11 protein-coding genes are annotated in these 14,692 nt (G+C 72.1%); 2 read left to right on the plus strand and 9 right to left on the minus strand.

Annotation, left to right across the window (positions count from 1 at the left end; all coding sequences use genetic code 11):
- Positions 1 to 138: 138 nt before the first annotated feature.
- Positions 139 to 795, minus strand: coding sequence for an HdeD family acid-resistance protein (locus CRP56_RS01350; RefSeq protein ID WP_179850923.1), 657 nt, complete (start codon positions 793 to 795; stop codon positions 139 to 141).
- Between the two features lie 252 nt (positions 796 to 1,047).
- On the opposite strand from CRP56_RS01350, the gene CRP56_RS01355 reads away from it, so the two are divergent.
- Entirely contained in the window at positions 1,048 to 2,457 is a 1,410-nt protein-coding gene (locus tag CRP56_RS01355) for a DUF2252 domain-containing protein (protein WP_097259589.1), read from the plus strand.
- 27 nt (positions 2,458 to 2,484) lie between these two features.
- Here CRP56_RS01355 and CRP56_RS01360 read toward each other — a convergent pair whose 3' ends face one another.
- From CRP56_RS01360 to CRP56_RS01375, 4 genes are all read right to left on the minus strand, one after another.
- Entirely contained in the window at positions 2,485 to 2,682 is a 198-nt protein-coding gene (locus CRP56_RS01360; protein WP_059193549.1) for a hypothetical protein, read from the minus strand.
- 125 nt (positions 2,683 to 2,807) lie between these two features.
- Positions 2,808 to 3,314, minus strand: a complete 507-nt coding sequence (locus tag CRP56_RS01365) for a hypothetical protein (protein ID WP_097259590.1) — start codon at positions 3,312 to 3,314, stop codon at positions 2,808 to 2,810.
- Positions 3,315 to 3,332: 18 nt separating this feature from the next.
- Positions 3,333 to 4,961 (minus strand): MFS transporter, encoded by a 1,629-nt coding sequence (locus CRP56_RS01370; RefSeq protein WP_097259591.1) that lies wholly within the window; start codon positions 4,959 to 4,961, stop codon positions 3,333 to 3,335.
- Between the two features lie 28 nt (positions 4,962 to 4,989).
- Positions 4,990 to 6,810, minus strand: a complete 1,821-nt coding sequence (locus CRP56_RS01375; protein ID WP_097259592.1) for a glycoside hydrolase family 15 protein — start codon at positions 6,808 to 6,810, stop codon at positions 4,990 to 4,992.
- 218 nt (positions 6,811 to 7,028) lie between these two features.
- Here CRP56_RS01375 and CRP56_RS01380 point away from each other — a divergent pair, with 218 nt between their 5' ends.
- Entirely contained in the window at positions 7,029 to 9,098 is a 2,070-nt protein-coding gene (locus CRP56_RS01380) for a SpoIIE family protein phosphatase (RefSeq protein WP_097273586.1), read from the plus strand.
- Positions 9,099 to 9,122: 24 nt separating this feature from the next.
- Here the strand turns inward: CRP56_RS01380 and CRP56_RS01385 are convergent, their stop codons facing one another.
- The 4 genes from CRP56_RS01385 to CRP56_RS01400 form a co-directional block, all read right to left on the minus strand.
- Entirely contained in the window at positions 9,123 to 11,798 is a 2,676-nt protein-coding gene (locus CRP56_RS01385) for a LuxR C-terminal-related transcriptional regulator (RefSeq protein WP_097259593.1), read from the minus strand.
- A gap of 135 nt (positions 11,799 to 11,933) precedes the next feature.
- Positions 11,934 to 12,788, minus strand: a complete 855-nt coding sequence (locus CRP56_RS01390; protein ID WP_097273589.1) for a class II glutamine amidotransferase — start codon at positions 12,786 to 12,788, stop codon at positions 11,934 to 11,936.
- A 106-nt stretch (positions 12,789 to 12,894) separates the two neighbouring features.
- The gene (locus CRP56_RS01395; protein WP_097259594.1) at positions 12,895 to 13,629 is read right to left on the minus strand and encodes a D-Ala-D-Ala carboxypeptidase family metallohydrolase; all 735 of its coding nucleotides are present in this window, start codon (positions 13,627 to 13,629) and stop codon (positions 12,895 to 12,897) included.
- Between the two features lie 199 nt (positions 13,630 to 13,828).
- Complete coding sequence (locus CRP56_RS01400) at positions 13,829 to 14,257, minus strand: hypothetical protein (protein WP_097273591.1); 429 nt, start codon at positions 14,255 to 14,257, stop codon at positions 13,829 to 13,831.
- Between the last annotated feature and the right edge of the window lie 435 nt (positions 14,258 to 14,692).

Genomic DNA, 14,692 nt, shown 5'->3' on the forward strand with positions numbered 1-14,692 from the left:
CGGCGAGCCGTACGGAGCACTCGACGACGTTGGGTCGGCTGCGGAAGGCGCGCCGGTGGCGGGGTCCTGCGACCGCTGCGACCGAGGCTCACGGGGCCGTCCGTGCGGGGTCAGCCACGCCGGAAACCGGGTGTGGCGTCATGCCGCCGTGTCGGGACCCGGCCCCGGAGGGAGCGTCTTTCGCAGCACGGCTCGCCATGCAAGGGCGACCGCAACCTCCGCCAGCCCCAGCAGGACGAGCCACAGACCGAGCAGCCGGGTCAGGGCGCGGGCCGATTCGGTGGGCAGGGCGAGCACCACGATCCCGGCGACGATGCCGAGCAGGGCGGCGGCCGCGATGACGCCTCGGTGCGGCAGGTACGTGGCGGAGATCGCCGTGTAGAGGGTGAGGATGCCGGACACGAGCCAGACGGCCCCGGTGATCAGCGAGAGCGCGGCGATCGTCTGCAGCGGGTTGCGCAGGCTCAGCACGCCGGCCAGGACGTACAGCACGGCCAGCAGCAGTCCCGGCAACCGTTCGTGCCCCTCCCGGCCGAAGACGGCCACGAACCGGAACGCGCCGGTCACCAGCAGGTACAGGCCGATGAGGACGGCCAGGACGTGCAGGGTCGCATCCGGCCAGACCAGCACCAGCACCCCCGGCACGAGCGTCGCCACAGCCGATGCCAGCAGCCAGGTCCAGGAACGGCCGAGCCGGGCGAGTTCCTCCGCGGGGTCGCCCGTCGGAGGGTCACCCGCCCCGTCAGGCCCGTACGGCTCCCCGGTACCCGATACCGGTTCACGCGACATGGTCATGGCTCCTCCTCGCGTGATCAGCCGCCGCTCCGAGAGCCGACGGGGCGGGTGATGGGGGGTGCACCCGACCGGTCCAGAGTCACGCCTGCCGCTGGGTGACCGGCTCACCCACCACGGGTGAGCCGTCGACGCCGCCGTGGCGGTGAGCTGGAGGTCCCCCGGCGTCGGGCTGATCCGGCGCCGGCCGCGACCGTGGCGCGCTCGTCCCGTGGCAGCGGGCGGCTCCGGGGCACCGGACAAGGAGGCGGGACCATGACCGTGCCGAACGTTTTCACCGCGTCGCTGTCCCCGGCCGAGCGAGCGGCCCACGGCAGGGAGGCGCGTCGGCGTGCGCCGCGTTCGTCGCACGGCCGGTACGAGGCCGCACCGCGGCGGCTCGACCCCGTCGAGGTGGTGGAGCGTCAGTCGGCGGAGCGGGTACCGGAGTTGGTGCCGATCCGCTACGGCCGCATGCTGGAGTCACCGTTCCGCTTCTACCGCGGCGCGGCCGCGATCATGGCGGCCGACCTGGCGCCGCTGCCCGACACCGGGCTGCAGGTGCAGCTCTGCGGGGACGCGCACCCGCTGAACTTCCGGTTGCTCGCCTCGCCCGAGCGCCGTCTGGTCTTCGACGTCAACGACTTCGACGAGACGCTGCCCGGGCCGTTCGAGTGGGACGTCAAACGGCTGGCGGCCGGTTTCGTGACGGCGGCCCGGGCGAACGGCTTCTCGCGCAAGCAGCAGAACAGCACCGTGCGGGCCTGCGTGCAGGCCTACCGGGAGCGGATGCACGAGTTCGCCGGGATGCGCACCCTGGACGTCTGGTACGCGCAGGACGCCGTCGACCGGCTGCGGGAGCTGTTGGCCTCGGCGATGGACGAGGAGGAGGCCCGCCGTACCGCCCGCGCCACGGAGCGGGCCCGCACCCGCACCCATCTCAAGGCCTACGGCAAGCTCACCGAGATGACGGACCAGGGCCGTCGTATCACCCCCGACCCGCCGCTGATCACCCCGCTCGACCAGCTGCTGGACGACCCTTCCCAAGAAGGGCGCGAGAAGCAGTTGCGCGGCCTCGTCGACCAGTACGCACAGACGCTCCCGTCCGAACGCCGCCATCTGTTGAGCCGTTACCGCCTGGTGGACATGGCCCGCAAGGTGGTGGGCGTCGGCAGTGTCGGCACGCGCTGCTGGATTCTGCTGCTGCTCGGCAGGGACGACGACGATCCACTGCTGTTGCAGGCCAAGGAGGCCGGGGAGTCGGTGCTGTCCGCCCACACGGGCGGCGACCGGTTCGACAACCAGGGGCGCCGGGTGGTGACCGGGCAGCGTCTGATGCAGACGACCAGTGACATCTTCCTGGGCTGGACGAGCGTCGTGGGCCTCGACGGCCAGGACCGGGACTTCTACGTCCGCCAGTTGTGGGACTGGAAGGGCATCGCCCAGACGGAGACCATGGGGCCGGACCTGCTCGACCTGTTCGGCCGGCTGTGCGGGGCGTCCCTGGCGCGGGCTCACGCCCGTTCGGGGGACCCCATCGCCCTCGCCGCCTACCTGGGCACGAGCGACCGCTTCGACCGTGCGCTCACCGAGTTCGCCCAGTCCTACGCCGACCAGAACGAGCGGGACTTCGCGGCGCTGGAGGCCGCCCGCCACGCCGGCCGGATCAAGGCGGAGCAGCGCTGAGCGGACCGCGCCGCTCCCCTCGTCCCCTCACTCCGGCAGCTGGCGCATCTCCAGGACCCGCAGTCCCAGCGACTGGCACCTCGCCAACAGGCCGTACAGGTGCGCCTCGTCCACGACGGGGCCGAACAGGACGGTCTGACCGGCCATCACCACGTGGCCGAGTTCCGGAAAGGCCTTGGCCAGCGTTTCCGACAGATGTCCTTCGACTCGGATCTCGTAGCGCACGAGCTGTTCTCCCACGAAGTGCGAGGGACGGGTGGACGTGCCCTTGGCTGCGATCGTCTCGCCTCGTGCCCGTTCGAGCCTCACCCGGTACAGGTGACCGTGCTGTGCAGGTCGGACGCCGTCGATCAGTGCGTCAGGACGATCTTGAAGGCGATGATCAGCAGGCCGAGCACCAGGTTGACCGACGCGGTGGCCGCCATCAGGCGCGGCGAGGCACCAACGTGTCGTGCCGCGGCCACGGACCAGCCCACCTGGCCCGCCACGGCGACGCACAGGGCCAGCCACCCGGCACCGCGCACGTCCATGCCCAGGAGCGGGCTGACGGCCACCGCGACGGCCGGCGGGACGGCGGCCTTGACGATCGGCCACTCGTCCCGGCACACGTGCGCCACGACCCGCCGGTCCAGAGGTTGTCGCGCGAGTCGGGCCCCGAACAGCTGGGCGTGCACATGCGCGATCCAGAACACCACACCCGTGAGCAACAGCAGCAGCACCAGCTCGGTGCGGGGGAACGAGCCCAGGGAACCGGCGCCGATCACCACGGAGGCCGCGAGCATGGACCCGTAGACACCGCCGGTGTAGTCCTCCCGCGGTTCCCGGGCCGTGTCCGTGCCGGTCCTGATTCTGGACACGGGTGACTCCCTCCGGACTCAGCGCGTCGAACCGGTGGCTTCGGCCGGCGCGTCGGCGTCGGGCCGCCGCGGCCGGCTCTCCCGTGCGGCCGGCAGGTGGTGCGTGACCAGGAAACTGGCGAGAGCGATACCGCCCGTGGCCAGGATGGCCGCCTTCAGACCGTCCAGTTGCGCGTCGGCGTAGGAGTCCGTGACGGCTTCCACCTCGGAGTCCGGCAGCCCGGCGCGCTCGGCGGCCGCGCGCACCTGGTCGGTGGGGACGAAGCTGATCCCGGCTTCGAGGGAGACGCCGACCTGTTCACGCGTCGCCTCGGACAGCTGGGGATGGGTTTCCACCTGTGCCGTGAAAGCGTGCGCCAGTGCACCGATCAGGATGGACCCGATGAGCGCGGTGCCCAGCGCGGAGCCCAGGTTCTGCGCCGTGAACTGGAGCCCTCCGGCCTCACTGCGTTCCTCCTCGCCGACGCTGGACTGAACAACGTTGCCCAGCTGCGAGGCGAGCAGGCCGACGCCTACGCCCAGCAGGGCCATGGCGCCGGCGAACTGGGCGTCGTCGATGGCCGGCTCGATGGTGGCCAGCAGCCACACGATGGAACCCGTCAGGATCAGCAGGGCCAGCCGGACCACCCGGCGCGGCCCCAGGATCCGGCCCAGCGACGACCCCGACAGGGAGGTCACGAACATGGTCACGGACACCGGAAGCAGCCGCAGCCCCGTCTCGAAGGCGTCGAACCCCTGAACCACCTGCAAGTACAGCGGGATGGTGAAGAACAGCCCCAGCAGGATGAGGTTCTGACTGAGCAGCGTCAGCAGCCCGGACCGCAGCACCGGCCTGCCCAGCAGGGACAGGTGGACGAGGGGGTCGGCGCCGGTGGCGTCGCGGCGCCGTTCCCAGTGCCGGAAGACGGCCAGGACGGCCGCCCCGGCCGCGACGACGAAGAGCGTGGGGGCGAAACCGAGGACGGTGAAGGGAGCGTTGCGGGGCTGCACCCACCCCCAGGTGCTGCTCTGCAGCACGCCGAGCACGCACAGCCCCAGCCCGGCCGCGGAGAGCACCGCGCCGACCCAGTCCAGCCGGGGCGGCGGACCGGTCGGGGCGGGCGTCGCGATCACCCGCCGGCACAGCAGGATCGCCACGACGATCACCACCTCGCCGGCGAAGACCAGCCGCCAGGTCAGATAGGTCGTCACCCAGCCGCCCAGCAAGGGGCCGACCGCGATTCCGGCACCAGCGAGCCCGCCGATGACCGCGTAGGCGACCGCCCGGTCCTTGCCGCGGTACGACTCCGCCACGAGGGCGGCCATGGCCGGCAGCACCATGGCCGCTCCGAGGCCCTCGATGACGGACCAGCCCAGGGTGAGGACCCACAGCGTGGGCGCCACCGCGGTCAGTGCCGAGCCCACGGCGTAGACGACCAGTCCCAGGAGGAACATGCGGCGCCGGCCCAGGATGTCCCCGAACCTGCCCCCGATGATCATGAATGCGGCCATGACCAGGGCATACAGGGTGATGACCGCCTGGATGGCGGTGACCTCCGTGTCGAAGTCCTCGACCAGCTGGCTGACGGACACGTTCATGACGGAGGTGTCCAGGACCATCAGGAACTGGGCCGTTCCGAGGACGATCAGAGCCCGCCAGTGCTTCACGCTCGCCACCTCGCCGGGTCCGTCCCGCTCAGCGGGCCGCGTCCATCTGCTCGTCGAGGGAGAGGGCGGCCGTGATCAGCGCGAGGTGGGTGAAGGCCTGCGGGAAGTTGCCCAGTTGTTCTCCCGTGGGGCCGACCTCCTCCGCGAACAGCCCTGCGTGATTGGCGTACGTGAGCATCTTGTCGAAGGCGTACCGGGCTTGCCCGAGCCGTCCCGCCCGGGCGAGCGCGTTCACGTACAGGAAGCTGCACAGCGAGAAGGTGCCTTCGCTGCCCCGCAGGCCGTCCGGGGACGCCGCGGGGTCGTAGCGGTAGACGAGGCTGTCGGAGACCAGTTCCTCCTCCATCGCGTCCAGCGTGGACAGCCAGCGGGGATCGTCGGGTGCGATGAATCCGACGGAGGGCATCAGCAGCAGGGACGCGTCGAGCGTGGTGGCGTCGTAATGCTGGACGAAGGCCTGGCGCTCGGTGCTCCAGCCGCGCTCCATCACCTGGCGCAGGATGTCGTCGCGGGCCGTGACCCACCCCGTGAGGTCGGCGGGGCGGGCGAAGTCGCGGGCCATCCGGATGCCCCGGTCGAAGGCGGCCCAGCACATCAGCCGGCTGTAGGTGAAGTCCTTCTGCCCGCCCCGGGTCTCCCAGATGCCTTCGTCGGGCCGGTCCCACGCCTTGACCAGCCAGTCGAGCACCCCGGCCAGGGACTGCCAGCCGTCGTACGGCGGAGCCGTGGCGGCGTCCTCGACGGCCTGGGACAGGGCGAGGGTCGCTTCCCCGTAGATGTCGAGCTGCAGTTGGCCCGCCGCGCCGTTGCCCACGCGGACCGGCGCGGAGCCTCGGTAGCCCTCCCAGTGGTCGAGGACCTCTTCCGGCAGGTCCGGGTCGCCGTCGATCCGGTACATGATCTGCAGGGGCTCACCGCTGACCGTGCCTCCCGCCCTGATCCGCTGGCCCAGCCAGTCGCGGAAGGCGTGCGCCTCCTCCAGGTGGCCGAGCCCCAGCAGGGCACCGACCGACATCGAGCCGTCCCGGACCCAGGTGTAGCGGTAGTCCCAGTTGCGCCCGCCGCCGATCTGCTCCGGCAGCCCCATGGTGGGAGCCGCGACGGGCGCTCCGGTGGGCGCGTAGGTGAGCAGCTTGAGAGTGATGGCCGCCCGGTTCACCATGTCCTGCCAGCGTCCGCGGTACCGGCTGCGGCGCACCCACGCGTGCCAGAAGTCACGGGTCTGTTCGAACAGCGTCGCCACGTCGGCCCGGCTCAGCGGTGGCGGGGCCGCGTCGTCCGGGTCCCCGACCGTCAGGGCGACGGCGGCGAAATCGTCCGGCCCCAGGATCGCCTCGCCACGGACGTCGTCGCCGTCCCCGCGCCAGGTCACCGGTCCGACGCTCTGCACCGTGGCCTGGGCGCCGGGCGCTTGGAAACGCACGGCGTCCTCGGCGACATCCACCCGGTGGGCGGCGCGGCCGTAGTCGAAGCGGGGGCGGCACTCGAGGGTGAAGCGGACCCGGCCGCGCGTGACCCGCAGGACGCGGACCAGCCGATGCCGGCCTTCCGGCCGCCGTGTCGAGGCCACCGGCATGAAGTCGACCACCTCGCCCACCCCGTCCTCCGCGAGGAAACGGGTCACGAGCACGGCGGTGTCCTGCAGATACAGCTGGACCGGGGGCCGCGGGGTGTCGGCGCGGACGCTGAAGTGTCCGCCGCGATCGTGGTCGAGCAGCGAGGCGAACACACTGGGCGAGTCGAATCTCGGGGCGCACAGCCAGTCGACCGTTCCCTCGGAGGAGACGAGCGCGACCGTCTGCAGGTCTCCGACCATCCCGTGATCGGCGATCGGGGGGTAGCGACGCATGTGCGGGGCTCCTTCCGGCGGCACGTCCCGGTCGTCGTGGCGCGCCCGGACCCTGCCACCTTGGCCACGCCCCGACCGGGCCGGCTTCCCCCGTCGCGGGTGAGTCCGCGCCGGGCCGCCGGCGTCCGGGCCCGGCGCGCCCGAGGATGCAGGGGCCCGGAGCGCGGAGGACGCTGGGAGGACGTCCCGGTGCGTGAGGGAAGCGGTAGGTGATCTCCATGGCAGACGGTGCTGCCGGCCGGCTGGTGGACGAGACGGCGGTCTCGATGCTGGACGCGCTGTTCGACCAGGCACCGATCGGGCTGCATCTGCTGGACGCCGACCTGCGGGTCGTACGCGTCAACACCTCGACTCCCGCCATGCGGGGTGTGGCCGAGGACGAGCCGGCGGGGCGCCCGGCCCGCGAGGTCTACGCCATGGTCGACGGCGATGTCGAGGCCCTTCTGCGCGAGGTCCTGGACACGGGCGTGCCCCTGGTACGGCACCTCGTACCGGCCCGCCTCGACGGAGTGCCACACCACTACGAGGTGACCGCAGTGCGGCTGCAGAACCCGCAGAACAGGGTCCTCGGTGTGGCGCTCGCCGTCGTCGACGTCACCGACAGCGAGCGGAACCGCGCCCGCGCCCGGGTGCTCGACACCGTGCGCGTGCACGTGGGCCGCACGCTGGACCCCACCGTGACCGGCGAAGAGCTCGTGGCCTCATTGGTCCCCGCATTCGCCGATGTCGCCATCGTGGAGGTGGTGGACGCGGTGATCCGCGGGGACGACCCGCCCCTGGCCCCCCTGCCGCCGGGCACCCCGCTGATGCGCACCGCGTTCCGCAGCACCCGCACGCCCTCGCCCCAGGCCCACCCGGTCGGCGACGTGTGCAGCCTGCCGGCGCCCACCCCCTTCACCCAGGCTCTGGCCGACCTGCGCCCGCGGACGGTCGCACTGGACGGCACCGCCCCCTGGTACTCCGTCGATCCCCCGCGTGCGGAAGCTATCCGCACCTCGAAGGCCCACTCGCTGCTCGTGGTCCCCCTCGCGCTGCGCGACGCGGCGCTCGGCGTGGTCAGCCTCTACCGCACCGGGCAGTCGCCCGCTTTCGACGCCGGCGACCAGGAACTGGCCATGGAGCTGGCCGCCCACACCGCCCTGTGCATCGACAACGCGCGCCGCTACACGCGGGAACACACCGTCGCGGCCACGGTGCAGCGGCAGTTGCTGCCCCGCCGGCCGGAGACCCACACTTCCCTGGAGGCCGCCTATCTCACCCTCACGGGCGCCGACCCCGGTGCCTGGTACGACACGATCGCCCTCTCCAGCGCGCGCACGGCTCTCGTCGTCGGCAACGTGTCGGGCCGCGCCCTGAACGCCGCGGCGACCATGGGCCAGCTGCGCACCGCCGTGCGCTCGCTGACCGCGTTCGACCTGCCTCCCGACGAGCTCATGGCCCGCCTGCACGCGACCGCCGGTCACCTGGCCGCGGAACGCGCAAACCTCCCCCTCGGCGATCCGCTGCGCCGCGAGGCCCTCACCGCCGACTGCGTGTACGCGGTCCACGACCCCCTGTCCGACACCTGCACGCTGGCCGCGGCCGGCGCTCTCGTCCCGCTGGTCGTACGCCCCGACGCCACCGTGCTGCTTCCCCGGACACCGTCAGGACCGCGCCTGGGCACGGCACCCGACGCCCCCTTCGCGGCCACCGAGATCGACGTGCCGGCCGGCAGCGTGCTGGTGTTCACCAGCGACCCGCTCCTCACCTCGTACCTGTCGGACGTCTCCGGGCCGCTGACCTCGGCGCCCCGCTTCCGGGACCGCCCGCTCCAGGACCTGTGCGACGCCCTAGTGTTCGCCCTTGGCGCCGGCCCGGGGATCGGCGCGGCCGCGATGATCGTCGCGCGCACCCGGGCCTTTCCCGCCGACCGGCGGGCCGCGTGGCGGCTCGACGCGAGCCCCTCGGCCGTCCCCGTCGCCCGACGCCGTACCCGCGAGCAGCTCGCCACCTGGGGCCTGAAGGGCGAGACGGCGGACGAGACCCAGCTCATCGTCAGCGAACTCGTCACCAACGCCGTCCGCTACGGCACTCCTCCCCTCGAGCTCCGCCTGATCCGCGACCGGACGTTGACGTGCGAGGTCCGGGACGCCGGCTCGGCCTCTCCCCGGCTGCGGCACGCCGGTGTCGCGGACGAGGGCGGGCGCGGCCTGTTCATCGCCGCCCAGCTCGCCCAGGCGTGGGGCACGCGGTACACGACGTCGGGCAAGACGATCTGGACCGAGCAGACACTGCCGCCGGCCGACTGAACTCCGCCCACTCCGGCAGCGGGATCACAGCAGCCGGAGGTCCCGGGCGCGGCGCACCGCGTCACCCCGCCGGTTCACCGCGAGCTTGCGGTAGACGCTCTTGAGGTGCGTCTTGACCGTGTTCACCGACAGGTAGAGGTCGGCGGCGATCTCCTCCGTCGACATCATCCTCGCCAGCCGCTCCAGCACGTCCCGCTCGCGTCCGCTCAGCTCGACCGCGACGAGCGGTGGGAGCGCTGCCTCCGGTCGCGCCCGGTCACTGTCTGCCGGCGGCCCCGGTGTCAGCCAGCCCGCCGCCAGCTCGTGCAGCGCCGACGTGGCCAACAGCGGCCGGATCCAGGCTCCGGCGTCGAGGAACGGACGCCGCAGTCGTTCGCGGCGGGCGTCCAGGAGCGCCCGCGCCACGAGCCGGTGAGCGGTGGCGGAGTCGCCCGCCTCCGCGGCGGCCTGTGCCCGCACCAGCGCCGCACGCACGGTCACCGCCGGGCCCGTCCCACCCTGGGTGTGGATGCTGTCGAGCAGGTCGATGGCCTCCGCGGGGCGTCCTGCGGCGAGCTGGATGGCCGCGGCCTCCACGGCACAGGCCGGCTGGTCCGCGCTGACGCTCCGAAGCGCCTCCGCGGCCTCGTCGGGCCGTCCTTCGGCCAGGTGCGCGGCGGAGGTGACGACCGCTTCGTGGCTTTCCGCCCACGGCGAGGACACCGCACCGGAAACGGCCGCGTCCGACGCCTCGACGGCAGCTCGTGCCCGGCCCTTGACCAGCAGGAGACGCGCTGTGGCGAGGGCGCGCCCCGCCCTCGGCACCGGATCGCGCGTTCCCGCGGGCAGTTCGGCCGTCTCGTCCAGCAGGGCCTGGGCCCGGTCCAGTTCGTTGCGGTCGACGGCCACGGCCGCCAGGACCAGCCTCCCGATGCCGGAGCCGGACTGCGGCAGCCCGTCCTGCTCGGCCTCGGACACCGCCGCCAGGGCCTTGCGCTCCGCCCGGCCGAGCCAGCCGTTCAGATAGTCCAGCAGGGCCAGGTGCGACCTCGACTCCTCCCGGGGCATCGCGGTGGCGGCACCTTCGGGAGCACCGGCCACCGCGGTCAGGGCAGCACGTGCCTCCTCGAAGTGCCCGGCCCACAGCCGCACCGAGCCCAGATGGGTCAGCAGCAGGGCGGGCAGTTCGGGATGCCGGTCCAGAAGGTGCTGCGGCACTTCCCTGCGCAGTGCGTCGGCGGCTTCGGCGGCCCTCTCGGCCTCTGGGAGGCATCCGGACAGGCGGGCGGCCAGTGTCTCCAGCAGCGCACAGCTCAGCTGGGCGGCCACCCGGTCCGGCGCCTCGCCTGCCAGCTGTTCCTCGGCGTGACGCAGGCTTGCCAGACCGTGGTCGAGGTCGTACCGGGCCAGTTCGCGAGCCGCCCGCACCAGTTCCGTGTCGGGGCTCCCGGCCCCGGGCGTCATGGTGGAGAACAGCTGGGCGAGGTCGTCCGACGGTGCTCCCGTGAGGAGTCGGCCGATCGCGAGGTCGTCGACGAGGGCGCCCGCCGCGGCGTCCCAGTCGCCCGCCGCGGCGCCGTGCGCGACCGTCTCCGGCAGGAATCCGGAACCGCGCAGCCACTGCGCGGCTCGCCGGTGGAGTTCCGGCTCCAGCCCGGGCAGGCGCATGCGCAGATGCACCCGGAGGATCTCCCCGAACAGCGGGTGGAGCCGGTACCAGGAGTGGCCGAGGTGCTCGACGAAGGCGTTCGCGCGGTGCAGGCCGAGGAGAAGCGGCTCGGCATCGGTCCGGCCGGTCAGCGCGTTCGCCAGCTCGGGACAGAACCGCTCCAGGACGCTGACCCGCAGCAGGAGGTCCTGTGTCTCCTCCGTCTGCCCCTTGAGGACCTCGGTCAGCAGGAAGTCCGCGATCGTGCTCCGCTCCGCCTCGAACTCCTTCAGGTAGAGCTCGGGATCGGCGTTCTCCCGGGCGGCCAGCGCGGACAGACGCAGGCCGACGGCCCACCCCCGGGTGCGGTCCACCAGGGCGCGCGCGGCGGTCACCGGAAGGCTCAGACCGTGCAGTTCCAGCAGGGTGACGGCTTCCTCCGGGGTGAAGGCCAGCTCGGCGGCACGGATCTCCGTCAGTTCACCGGCCGCCCGGTAGCGGTGCAGTGGCAGCAGTGGTTCGGTGCGGGTGACGAGGACGAGGTGCAGCCCCCGTCCGGCGTGGTGCAGGACGAACTCCAGCTGCTCGGCGATCTCGGGTGCGCTCACGCGGTCGTAGTCGTCGAGCACGAGGACCACGGGCCGGTCGCGATCGTTCAGTTCGGCGGCGAGCGTGGCGAGCAGCCTGCCGTCCACCGGGGGCGGGTCCGCCGGGAATCCGGCCGGGCCGGCTGCCCGTGCGCCGGCGGCATGCAGGGCCTGGACGACGTAGGCCCAGAACACCCCTGGATGCCGGTCCCCCTCTTCGACGCTGAGCCAGGCGACCGGGTGCCGCAGACCGGTCGCCCAGTCGGCGGCCAGCAGGGTCTTGCCGGCTCCGGCCGAGCCGTTGAGGAGTGTCAGCGGTGTCCGCAGCGCCTGCTCGAGATGCTCGACGAGCCGCTGCCGCCGCACGAAGGTGGCCGGCCTCGCGGGGATGGCGAACCGGGTGCGCAGGAAGGGGTCACCCAGCGGATCGGTGCCAGGGACGGACGGAGCCGTGGGCTCCGTATCGCCGCTGGAAGTCTCGGCCACGCCATTCACCACCCTCACCCCTGTCCGTCGGGACCAGATCACGGGCGGCGCTCCCCCTCCAGCATCCCAGCCTTGCGGGCACGGCGCTCGGCGCACGGCGCCACAGGCCCGTTCACCAGCCCTTGTGCGCGCCGCTCAGCCTCGGATCACGTCCTGTTCCAGGTCGGGCCGGAACGCGTGGAACGCGTCATGGCCCGGCTGGACGACGCCGTAACTGTTCTCCGGTACCTCGTTCCAGGCGCCGGGCAGGTCGCCCAGCGGCTCGGACACGACCAGGCGGGTGTCGTCGGAGACCTCCCGCAGGAACGCGGCGTCCGGGTGGAGGGCGCGCAGGGTCTCCACCCGGGTGCTGTAGAACAGCGACCGCGAGCGGCCTTCGCTGGAGTGGCGGAACGCCCAGAGCCGCTCGCCGTCGGCCACCGCGACGGTCATCTGGAGAGGGTGCTGCACGCCGTGCCTGTGCCCCGTCCTCTCGACGAAGGCCGCCATGCGCGCCACGGCACCGGGCGGATCGTCCGTCAGACCGAAGGTGAGGGCGAGGAAGAACATGAGTTCGGAGTCGGTGGACCCCTCGATGTCGGGGTACAGCGCCGGATCGACGGCCACAGCCAGGTCGCGGCGCAGGAGCCGGAAGCCGTCGATCATGCCGTTGTGCATCCACAGCCAGCGGCCGTGGCGGAAGGGGTGGCAGTTGGACTGCTGCACGGCCGTCCCGGTCGCCGCCCTGATGTGGGCGAAGAAGAGACCCGAGCGGACGTGGTGGGCGACCTCGCGCAGATTCCGGTTGTTCCAGGCCGGGCCCACGTCCCGCACGACAGCCGGAGTGGCCACGGACCCGTCGGCGTACCAGCCGATACCGAAGCCGTCGCCGTTGGTCGTCTCCACCCCCATACGGGAGTGCAGGCTCTGGTCGATCAACGAGTGCGACGGCTCGAACAGCACCTGGCTGAGCAGGATCGGGGTGCCCGAGTAGGCGATCCAGCGGCACATCTTGGATCCCTCCGCTCCGAGGATCGACACACCAGTATCTCGTGCCCGGGGCCTCGGGGCATGTCGAGCGCGGACGGCCGGATCGGACGCCTCGTGCGACGCCCGGTCAGATGCCGCAGGTCGGTGCGGACCAATAGGGCGAGGGGTCGAGCGCCACATGCGTGTGGTCGTCGTGGTCCGGGTAGCCCGGGCCGAGAATCTCCGAGAAACCGTGCGTACGGGCTTGCTGGGCGAGCCGGCACAGGCTCACCGAGCCGGTCAGGTCGGCCGCGTCGCCGTACAGGTGACGGCTCGTGGACGATCCGCCGACCGCGCTGTTGCAGGCGTAGGAACGAAAGCCGCTCGAGATCGTGATCGGCACGTCACCCAGCGCGTGGCGCATCGCCTCCAGTTTCCACATGGTCTTCAGCGCGTTGGCCTTCGCCGTGGCCGCGGAGACCGCGCCGCCCGACCAGTCGCCATTGCACTTGTTGAGTTCCGCGTAGCTGAAGTGGACCGGCGTGCAGTCCGCGTCCTGGAGGGCGTAGATCTTGGCATAGGTCGCGGGGCCCGCCACGCCGTCGGCCGTCAGACCGTACGCCGACTGGAACTTGGCGACCGCCGCCGCGGTTCGCGCCCCGTACTGGCCGTCGTAGGACAACCGCTCGCCGGAGGTGACCCATCCGGCGACCCGTATCTGCAGCTGTGTCACATCACTGCCGGACGTCCCCTGGGAGAGGGTGCGGCTCCACGTGTAGCAGTCGTCGGCCGCGGCGGTGCCCGCTCCGAATCCCACCCCCACCACCACACCTGACGCGATCATGACAAGAGAGGCGACCAAGCGTGCCACCCGTACGAACATTCCGGCCTCCCGATCGTACGTCCCGAAACAGCGCCGACCCACGGATCGGCCGCACCGGCGTGATCCTTCACCGCTCAGCGTGAGGCCGGTCGGCTACGCGCGTCAACGGGCGCGAACGTCCGTCATTTGTCCAGACCTTGGAGCGCAAGGCGCGCGGTGGGGTCAACCCGGCGGTTGGCCCCACCGCTCGCCCCTCGCCTCAAATCCGTCCGCCGGTCAGGCGGGTGATCGGACCGTGCGTGCGGCGACCCGCACGACGGCCCGCCAGGTAGGACGTCGCGCCCAGCGCCGACAGGCCCGCGCCCACACCGGCGACGAGGGCCTTGCGGTGGGCGATCAACGTCCACGTCGTCTTGGCCAGCGCCGCCGCCTGCCCCGAAGCGTTGATGACGGCCTGGCGGCCGGCCTGGACACGCTCAGCCGCGCTGTTCACGACCGCGGTGGCCGTCCCGGCCGCACGCTCTGTCGCGTCCACAGCCGCTGACGACGCGTCACCGACCTTCTCGGTCGCCTTGTCCGCCGCCTTCGACGCGGGAGCGGTCGCCTTCGCCGTGGCGCGCCGGGTCTTGACGGAAGCGCTCTGCCCGGCCTTGGAATCTTGATTCGTGTCGCTGTTCGATTGGCTCATGTATTGCGCGTTGCCGCGCACGCCGATGACAAACACGCTGGGTCGTTGCCGTCAAAGGTCCAGGGAGAGCATCAGCGGCAGGGGGCCCGGCTGTCGGAGTCGTTCAGGGGCATGCGTAAGGAAGACAAAACCGTCACACGGATCGAGGAAACCTCATGCGCCGATGCCGATCCACCGCACGCTTCACACAGCGGCACGCTCCGGACGACGGCTTTCTCGCGGACCTGGTTCGCGGAGGGCGCCGGTGAACGGCGGCATATCACCGCTGCGGGACCGTCACTTGGCCGCGGGTTTCATCGTCGTCATGTACTCGCTGCTCGGGGCCCTGACGGCCTGTCTGGTCGTGGCAGGGTTCTCAGGGCGCGACGCCATCGCAGGCGTGGCAGCTGTGGTGGGCGGAACTCTGGGAGGAGTTCTCGGTGTTCGGCGCATCCG

It is taken from the genome of Streptomyces sp. TLI_55 (genome assembly GCF_900206255.1).
GTDB lineage: Bacteria > Actinomycetota > Actinomycetes > Streptomycetales > Streptomycetaceae > Streptomyces > Streptomyces aquilus.

Bases quoted from the DNA above. Each gene is read 5' to 3' on its own strand.
- CRP56_RS01350 (WP_179850923.1), bottom strand. From the start codon at position 795: ATGACCATGTCGCGTGAACCGGTATCGGGTACCGGGGAGCCGTACGGG.
- CRP56_RS01355 (WP_097259589.1), top strand. From the start codon at position 1,048: ATGACCGTGCCGAACGTTTTCACCGCGTCGCTGTCCCCGGCCGAGCGA.
- CRP56_RS01375 (WP_097259592.1), bottom strand. From the start codon at position 6,810: ATGCGTCGCTACCCCCCGATCGCCGATCACGGGATGGTCGGAGACCTG.
- CRP56_RS01380 (WP_097273586.1), top strand. From the start codon at position 7,029: ATGGCAGACGGTGCTGCCGGCCGGCTGGTGGACGAGACGGCGGTCTCG.
- CRP56_RS01390 (WP_097273589.1), bottom strand. From the start codon at position 12,788: ATGTGCCGCTGGATCGCCTACTCGGGCACCCCGATCCTGCTCAGCCAG.
- CRP56_RS01395 (WP_097259594.1), bottom strand. From the start codon at position 13,629: ATGTTCGTACGGGTGGCACGCTTGGTCGCCTCTCTTGTCATGATCGCG.
- CRP56_RS01400 (WP_097273591.1), bottom strand. From the start codon at position 14,257: ATGAGCCAATCGAACAGCGACACGAATCAAGATTCCAAGGCCGGGCAG.